This window comes from Paenibacillus sp. Aloe-11 (genome assembly GCF_000245715.1).
In the GTDB taxonomy this organism is placed as follows: domain Bacteria; phylum Bacillota; class Bacilli; order Paenibacillales; family Paenibacillaceae; genus Paenibacillus; species Paenibacillus kribbensis.
In genome coordinates this window covers 515,944-522,567 of the sequence record NZ_JH601056.1, presented here as the reverse complement: position 1 = coordinate 522,567, position 6,624 = coordinate 515,944, and the positions used below count along the sequence as shown (strand labels likewise).

General features: G+C 45.8%; 7 protein-coding genes. All 7 read left to right on the top strand.

The window, feature by feature from the left end; all coding sequences use genetic code 11:
* Positions 1 to 437 precede the first annotated feature (437 nt).
* The 7 genes from WG8_RS15925 to WG8_RS15895 all read left to right on the top strand — a co-directional run bounded on the left by WG8_RS15925 (position 438) and on the right by WG8_RS15895 (position 6,408).
* Positions 438 to 1,781: an aminotransferase-like domain-containing protein gene (locus WG8_RS15925; protein ID WP_007431250.1), complete on the top strand. Its 1,344-nt coding sequence runs from the start codon at positions 438 to 440 to the stop codon at positions 1,779 to 1,781.
* Between the two features lie 131 nt (positions 1,782 to 1,912).
* Positions 1,913 to 2,272: a histidine triad nucleotide-binding protein gene (locus WG8_RS15920; protein WP_007431249.1), complete on the top strand. Its 360-nt coding sequence runs from the start codon at positions 1,913 to 1,915 to the stop codon at positions 2,270 to 2,272.
* A gap of 170 nt (positions 2,273 to 2,442) precedes the next feature.
* Positions 2,443 to 2,616: a 30S ribosomal protein S21 gene (rpsU, locus tag WG8_RS15915; protein ID WP_005547957.1), complete on the top strand. Its 174-nt coding sequence runs from the start codon at positions 2,443 to 2,445 to the stop codon at positions 2,614 to 2,616.
* Positions 2,617 to 2,632: 16 nt separating this feature from the next.
* Positions 2,633 to 3,076, top strand: coding sequence for a GatB/YqeY domain-containing protein (locus tag WG8_RS15910; protein ID WP_007431248.1), 444 nt, complete (start codon positions 2,633 to 2,635; stop codon positions 3,074 to 3,076).
* Between the two features lie 282 nt (positions 3,077 to 3,358).
* Positions 3,359 to 4,726 (top strand): NfeD family protein, encoded by a 1,368-nt coding sequence (locus WG8_RS15905; RefSeq protein WP_007431247.1) that lies wholly within the window; start codon positions 3,359 to 3,361, stop codon positions 4,724 to 4,726.
* 44 nt (positions 4,727 to 4,770) lie between these two features.
* Positions 4,771 to 5,772, top strand: coding sequence for a flotillin-like protein FloA (floA, locus tag WG8_RS15900; protein WP_007431246.1), 1,002 nt, complete (start codon positions 4,771 to 4,773; stop codon positions 5,770 to 5,772).
* Between the two features lie 45 nt (positions 5,773 to 5,817).
* A complete protein-coding gene (locus WG8_RS15895) occupies positions 5,818 to 6,408 on the top strand; it encodes a hypothetical protein (protein WP_007431245.1) in 591 nt (196 codons plus the stop codon).
* Positions 6,409 to 6,624 lie beyond the last annotated feature (216 nt).

The following is a 6,624-nucleotide window of genomic DNA, read 5'->3' as shown; positions in this document are numbered from 1 at the left end:
GGCGGCTCCCGAGCCTATGGGGGATATGGGTTCTATCCACCTTATCCTCCCTATGGATATGGATACGGATACGGATACGGCTTCCCTTACGGTCGCCGACGCTTTAATCGTCTGATTCTGCCACTGGCTGCGCTGACTGCGATTGCCTTGCTGCCTTATTATTAAGCACAGGTTGCCTCATCGCCATAGTGAATATCCCTACTGTCTTCGTTTAGTCAGCTCGCATAATAAACATCTTCTACATGTACAGCAAAGCGGTTTTACTGAGAATTATAGATGATCATACCATAAAAGCTGTTTCTTCCGCTAAGAAGAAGCAGCTTTTTTATCTATATCCTCCATGATATATACTGGACAGGACGAAGGTCCCGTTACTGTTATCCACCAGGCGTGTTAACATCAGGTATATAAAGAAAAATTACGATAGGAGGATATTTGTGAAAAAATATGTTTCCATTTTATCGGATATAGAGCTTAAAATTCGTGAGGGTCAATTCAAATCCGGTCACAAGCTGCCGTCTGTCCGTGACGCTTCGGAGTTATACGGGTGCAGCAAAAGTACGATTTTGCGGGCCTATGCCGAACTCGAGAAGAAGCATGCTATCTATTCCATACCGCAAAGCGGATACTATGTAGTGGAGAATTATGGTGATGTGCGCCATAGCCATATGAATGACGTCGTTGATTTTACTTCCGCATCCCCGGACTTAAACGTATTTCCATATTTGGATTTTCAGCATTGTCTAAATCAGGCTATAGATACCTACAAATATCATCTGTTCACTTACGGGGATTCGCAAGGGCTGGAGACACTGCGTCATACATTGGTTTCCCATTTGGCTGATAATCAGGTGTTTGCAAAAATGGATCGGATTATCGTGACTTCAGGTGTTCAGCAGGCTCTGGAAATCCTTGCTAAGATGTCGTTTCCTAACGGTAAAGAAAAGGTTTTGGTTGAGCAGCCGAGCTACGATATTTATTTGCGTTTTTTGGAGGAAGAGAACATACCTGTCAGCACGATTGTCCGCACAGCAGCAGGTATAGATTTGCAGGAATTGGAGAATCAATTTAAAAGCGGAAGCATCAAGTTTTTTTATACCATGTCAAGATATCATAACCCCTTGGGAAGCTCATACAATGCGGAAAAGCGAAAGGCTATAGCTGCCTTGGCCGCCAAATACGATGTGTACATCGTAGAGGATGATTATATGGCTGATTTGGAGGTCGATTATAGCTTTGACCCCATATATGCATATGACCAGACGAATCATGTTGTTTATTTGAAAAGCTTCTCCAAAATCATTTTCCCGGGCTTGCGTCTAGGGGTCGCAGTTTTGCCAGAAGTTCTATTAAAGACGTTCCAGGCATATAAACGATACGTCGATACTTCCATGTTATCTCAGGCTGCGCTTGATATTTATATTAAAAACGGAATGTATGAACGTCATAAGCATACGATATGCAAACTGTATTCAGAGCGCATCCATATTCTCAACCAGGCGGTGGAACGATATAATCAGGCCGGACTCATTGAAGCCTCAACTGTAGCATCAGGAGTTTATATGCAGTTTAAGCTGCCTCGAACCGTGAATATGGAGCGTTTGGTACAGCGCCTTTCCGAGAGGAAGATCCAGGTTGTATCTGGCAAAGGTTTTTATTTGACGAGCTATAGGGAACAAGAAAAGTTTTTACGCATCAGCATTTCACGTGCACAGCCGGATCAGATTGATGCGGGCGTGAAAACTATAATAGAGGAAGTGGTGAAGGGGAACTGGTATTAAGCCCCTTTTTCCGTTATGATACATATAATTGTATATGCTTCTATTCGGTTGTAGGACATACATAACTTTGAATGCCGAGAGCAATTGCTTTTATTGCTTATGATCGGCTCATTGCCAAAGGAGAGTTTTGAATGGACGATCTGTTTTTGAAAATTGTGGATGGAACCATCCCTAGCAAAAAGGTACTGGAAACTGAGAATGTGCTCGCATTTCATGACATCCAGCCTGCGGCGCCAGTACACGTACTCATCATCCCGAAGAAATACATTCCTTCAATGAATGCTGTGACGGAGGAGGATCTTCCTCTCATCGCAGAGATTCATCGTGTTGCGATTGAGGTGGCAAAAAAGCTGGGAATCGCTGAGTCCGGCTATCGGCTGATTAACAACTGCGGCCCGGATAGTGGGCAAGCGGTTGGGCATCTGCATTATCACCTGCTGGGCGGCGCTAAATTAGGGGCCCTGACAAGTATTTCGGACTCACATGCTTAAAAATGACAGAGCTTGTCTTTTAGTAATACTGAAGTGAATGGAGAAAAAGATTCCTTGTAAGTATTCATTTTTTCTTATAGGTTGACACCCGGTTTCCGTATCACCTATAATAAAATTTGATGAACCGTGTTATTGCTCTTGGACGGTCTGGTCGGAGGGAGGGAAAACTGGTGTCTGAAACTAAAGTTCGCAAAAACGAGACAATTGATGCTGCACTTCGTCGCTTTAAACGTTCCATTGCTAAGGATGGCGTATTGGCTGAGGTGAAGAAACGCAAGCATTATGAAAAGCCAAGCGTAAAGCGCAAGAAAAAGTCCGAGGCTGCTCGTAAGAGAAAGTTCTAGGAGGAGCTGAGCAACCATGAATTTGAGCGAACGATTAAACGAAGATATGAAGCAAGCTATGAAGAGTAAGGACAAGTTCAAACTCTCCACCATTCGAATGGTTCGTTCTACGATTAAAAATCTTGAAATAGATTTGAAACGAGATTTGGACGACAACGAAGTGCTTGATATTCTGAGTCGTGAGATCAAACAGCGAAAAGATGCCCTCCATGAATTTGAAAAAGCCAGTCGCGATGAACTTGCGGCAAGCACGAAAGCAGAAATAGAGATCATCGCTCAGTACCTTCCTGAACAACTTTCAGAAGAAGAAATTAAAGTTATTGTACAGCAGACCATCCAGGAAACCGGTGCTTCTTCGAAAGCCGAGATGGGGAAAGTAATGTCGGCCTTGATGCCTAAGGTAAAAGGTCGCGCTGACGGTAAGCTCGTGAACCAGGCGGTTCAACAATTTCTGCAATAAACCTGCGACAAACAGGAAAACACAACACCCTCTGTTCACAGAGGGTGTTATTTCTGCATCTGCCATGTTTATCGTAGAATCGTATAATGTGAAAAACCCCTTTAATGAAAGCGCTATCTTTAGTTGTGTGAAACGTGATGACTGTTGAATGCGTAAAGTATGTGACAGCCGTCAGGAATAGCAACAACCCCAATAATTTCACATTAAAGCCTGAAAATTGTGTAGTTTACCTAACAAAGTTTGGTATGCTGTAATAAAGCAAGATCGAAAGGGGGGAGAGAAATGCACAGAGAACAGCACCACTCCAGTCGAAAAATGATCTTTTTAACGTTATGGATTGTGGTATCAGTTATCCTGCTGCCATTATTTCATTCCGGATCAGTGGAAGCCGCAGCCAAAGGCGGAGCCGTGTTCGTTATACCCGTAGATCAGGAAATTGAACAAGGCCTGAGCCGTTTTATGGAACGTGGATTTGCGGAAGCAGCAGAGTCCAAAGCAGGTCTGATTTTGCTGGATATTAACACGCCTGGGGGACGGGTAGATACAGCGGAGAAGCTGGGCAAACTGATTAAAGACAGCCCAATTCCGACCGTAGCCTACATCAGGGGCGAAGCGGCATCGGCGGGAAGCTATATTGCGCTCAGTGCAAACAAGATCGTTATGGAGCCGGGAAGTATTATTGGAGCTGCAGCGTTGGTAGACGGCAAGGGGCAGGCTGTTACCGACCCGAAAATAATAGCTTGGTGGAAGAGCAGCATGGCATCTGCCGCAGAATCTGGCGGACGTAATCCGGATATTGCGAGGGGGATGGTAGACTCCAAAATTACGGTAGCTATCCCGGAACTGAACTTTAATAAGGAAAAAGGCCAGATCATTTCTTTAACCAGCGAGGAAGCGCTTAAGCTGGGTTATGCGGATCACATTGCCTCCTCAGAACAAGAGGTGATCCAATGGATGGGTTACAGCACAGATGATGTATTTTATGTGAAGCAAACATCGGCTGAGAAAGCTGCCGAAATATTAACCAACCCGATCGTACAAACATTGCTTTTATTTATTGGTATCGCGGGTGTAGTGATTGAACTGCTTGTACCCGGCTTTGGTGTACCGGGAATTTTGGGCATACTCGGATTTGGTTTGTATTTTTTCGGCAATTATATCGCTGGTTTTGCAGGTTCAGAGACATGGCTGTTGTTTATCATTGGCCTGGCTTTGCTTATACTTGAAATGTTCATTCCAAGCTTTGGTATATTGGGCATATTGGGTTCCGTTAGCCTGGTCGCTGGCGTTGTTCGAGCGGCTTACGACATGCAGCATGCATTTATATCTTTGGGCATTGCCTTTGTAGCTGCCGTTGTCGTGGTGGCGATTATTGCGATTGTATTCAAGGACCGAGGGATATGGAACCGTTTTGTACTTAAAGAAAGCTTAACGGCTGACCAGGGTTTTTCTTCGGTTGTGAATCGGGAAATATTATTAGGTCAGCGGGGTGTGAGTCTGACACCGCTTCGTCCAGCCGGAACGGTGCTTATTGCTGATGAGCGTGTCGATGTTGTAACGAATGGCGAGTTTATTGCCACAGATACGCCGATCATCGTATCCAAAGTAGAAGGTGGACGAATTGTGGTCAAGGCGGACACTAGCGTCTAAACACGCAGATAAACGAAGAATTCAATTATTGGAGGATGATGCGAGTGTTCGAATCGGGTATCGTCAGCATTTTGCTGCTTGCCGTGTTAGTGGTTATTGTATTGAGCGTATTTTTCAGTTTTTTCCCGGTGATGCTGTGGATTTCGGCATTGGCTTCAGGGGTGCGGATTGGTATCATTACGCTGGTGGCCATGCGCTTGCGACGTGTTACGCCAAGCCGAATTGTGAATCCGCTGATTAAGGCGACCAAAGCCGGTCTGGGATTGAATATCAACCAGTTGGAAAGCCATTTTCTCGCGGGTGGTAATGTAGACCGCGTAATCAATGCATTGATTGCTGCGCAGCGGGCTAATATTCCGCTTGAATTTGAACGTGCTGCTGCGATTGACCTTGCGGGGCGGGATGTGCTGCAAGCGGTCCAAATGAGCGTTAATCCGCGAGTTATTGAGACACCTATTGTTGCTGCAGTTGCCAAGGATGGTATCGAAGTAAAAGTTAAAGCACGTGTTACGGTACGTGCCAACATTGATCGACTTGTCGGGGGTGCCGGGGAAGAAACGATTATTGCACGGGTCGGTGAGGGTATCGTTACAACCGTCGGCTCCAGTAATTCGCATAAGGACGTGCTGGAGAACCCGGATTCGATTTCAAGAACTGTATTGTCCAAAGGCTTGGATGCAGGGACAGCGTTCGAAATCCTGTCCATTGATATTGCGGATGTCGATGTAGGCAAAAATATCGGAGCTTTCCTGCAAACCGAGCAGGCGGAAGCAGACAAACGTATTGCCCAGGCGAAAGCAGAAGAGCGGCGTGCGATGGCAGTGGCGCAGGAGCAGGAAATGAAGGCGCGTGTGGTAGAAATGAGAGCGCGTGTGGTGGAATCCGAATCTGAAGTGCCGTTGGCTATGGCTGAAGCGCTGCGTGGCGGAAAGCTTGGCGTCATGGACTATATGAATTTGAAAAATATTGAGGCAGATACGCAAATGCGCGGCTCCTTGGGCAAACCGAGTGAGAACTCGGGGAATGACAACAAAAACCGGGATTAAGCAACGGGATATAGCCGATGAATGACGGCAGCAAGGCGGTGAGTAATGAACTTTATCAGCTGGATCATTGAGCATTTGTATATCCTGATCGTGATTGGCTTTGCATTGGTATCCTTTCTGGGAAAAAGCATTCAAGGCACGGGTCGGAAATCTCCTTCGGGAAATGGAATGCCCACCTTTGGCGGTGATCAGAGCTCGCGCAGGCCCTGGGCGTCATCCAGACCTATCACCGTGGAACATGGACAAGAGCAAAGTCCGACTAGCAGACAGGATGTTACCGGAGAATTGCAACGCCAATTTCCTAATGAACGACGAACGGTGATGGAAGCTCGTCGGATGGAAGAAGTCATGGACGATCGGACGGAATTGGCAGGACAAATGGAACAGGAATCCTCGGATAACGGTTCGACTCTGGAAGAGCGGATTCGTGCCATGGAGGAAGAGCGCAGAAAGGTTTTAGCTCGCCTCGACCGCATATCCAATCTGAGAGAGTCAGGGGAGATCACAGATGGGTTAGAGCCAGTATCGCAAGAACGCAGTACGGTCAATGCGGCTGACCTGCGCAGAGGTGTGATTTGGGCTGAAATATTAGGTCCTCCGCGTGCCAAAAAGTATATGAGTAAAGGTAGACGTTAAATAATATTGAGATCCGTCACGGCTTTGGCTGTGGCGGATCTTTTTTTTTACTAATACATCAGGAATACATAATCATGTCCAGAATAAAAAAACTGCTAACGACAAATGCTCCAATTACCTGACAATGAATGTGATAATCCCATGTAACGCACAGCATTCTAACATTTGTTGTCATCAAAAAAGGTGGCATTTTGTCTAGTTTAGTGGTTTATTTGT